Origin of the sequence: Mycobacterium sp. E3247, assembly GCF_001667785.1 — a bacterium.
Lineage (GTDB): Bacteria > Actinomycetota > Actinomycetes > Mycobacteriales > Mycobacteriaceae > Mycobacterium.
Genome location: NZ_LZJG01000191.1, coordinates 1 through 605, shown reverse-complemented (window position 1 = coordinate 605; position 605 = coordinate 1). Strand labels below are relative to the sequence as shown.

Here is a 605-nt window from a genome sequence, read left to right as displayed (position 1 = left end):
GCAAAGCAGACCCGGATATCGCCGTTGACCAGCGGGACCAGGTAGCGCTGCTTCTGCTCCTCGGTCCCGTGCTCGATGAGGGTCAGCATGGTCGCGTCCTGTGGGCCCATGCAGTTCAACGCCCACGCACCCAGATGGCTGAACGCGCGGCCCACTTCGACTTGCACGACGGCATTGGCCAAGTGCCCCAACCCCATTCCGCCGTACTGCACCGGTACGAAGGGGCACCACAACCCTTCCGCGTGGGCCCTGTCCTGGACCTCCTTGACGATGTCGAAGAAGGGACGCGTGCCGATCTGTGGCTCCGCCGGCAGCACTACCTCGTCGATGAAAGTGGCGACCCGGGCACGCAGTTCACGAACCTCATGAGGCAACTCGAAGTTGATCATGTGTCATACCCTGCCATCATTGACACTCACTGTCAAGATTGCTATCTTCGGAGCGATGACCACCACCGCACACCTTGTCGACATTGGCCGGCTCGACGAGTGGATCGGCGACCGCCTCCCTGGCCGTGGTCAGCCGCTGACGGCTGAACGCATCGGGGCAAGCACCGGAATCGCCAATGCACTGTTCCGCGTAGCACGCGGCGACGACGCCTGGGT

1 protein-coding gene is annotated in these 605 nt (G+C 63.0%); it reads right to left on the bottom strand.

Annotated features, from left to right (window positions below; all coding sequences use genetic code 11):
* Nucleotides 1–389 (bottom strand): acyl-CoA dehydrogenase family protein (locus tag A9X04_RS10140; protein WP_197509118.1); only part of this gene is annotated, 389 nt, incomplete at its 3' end.
* Nucleotides 390–605 lie beyond the last annotated feature (216 nt).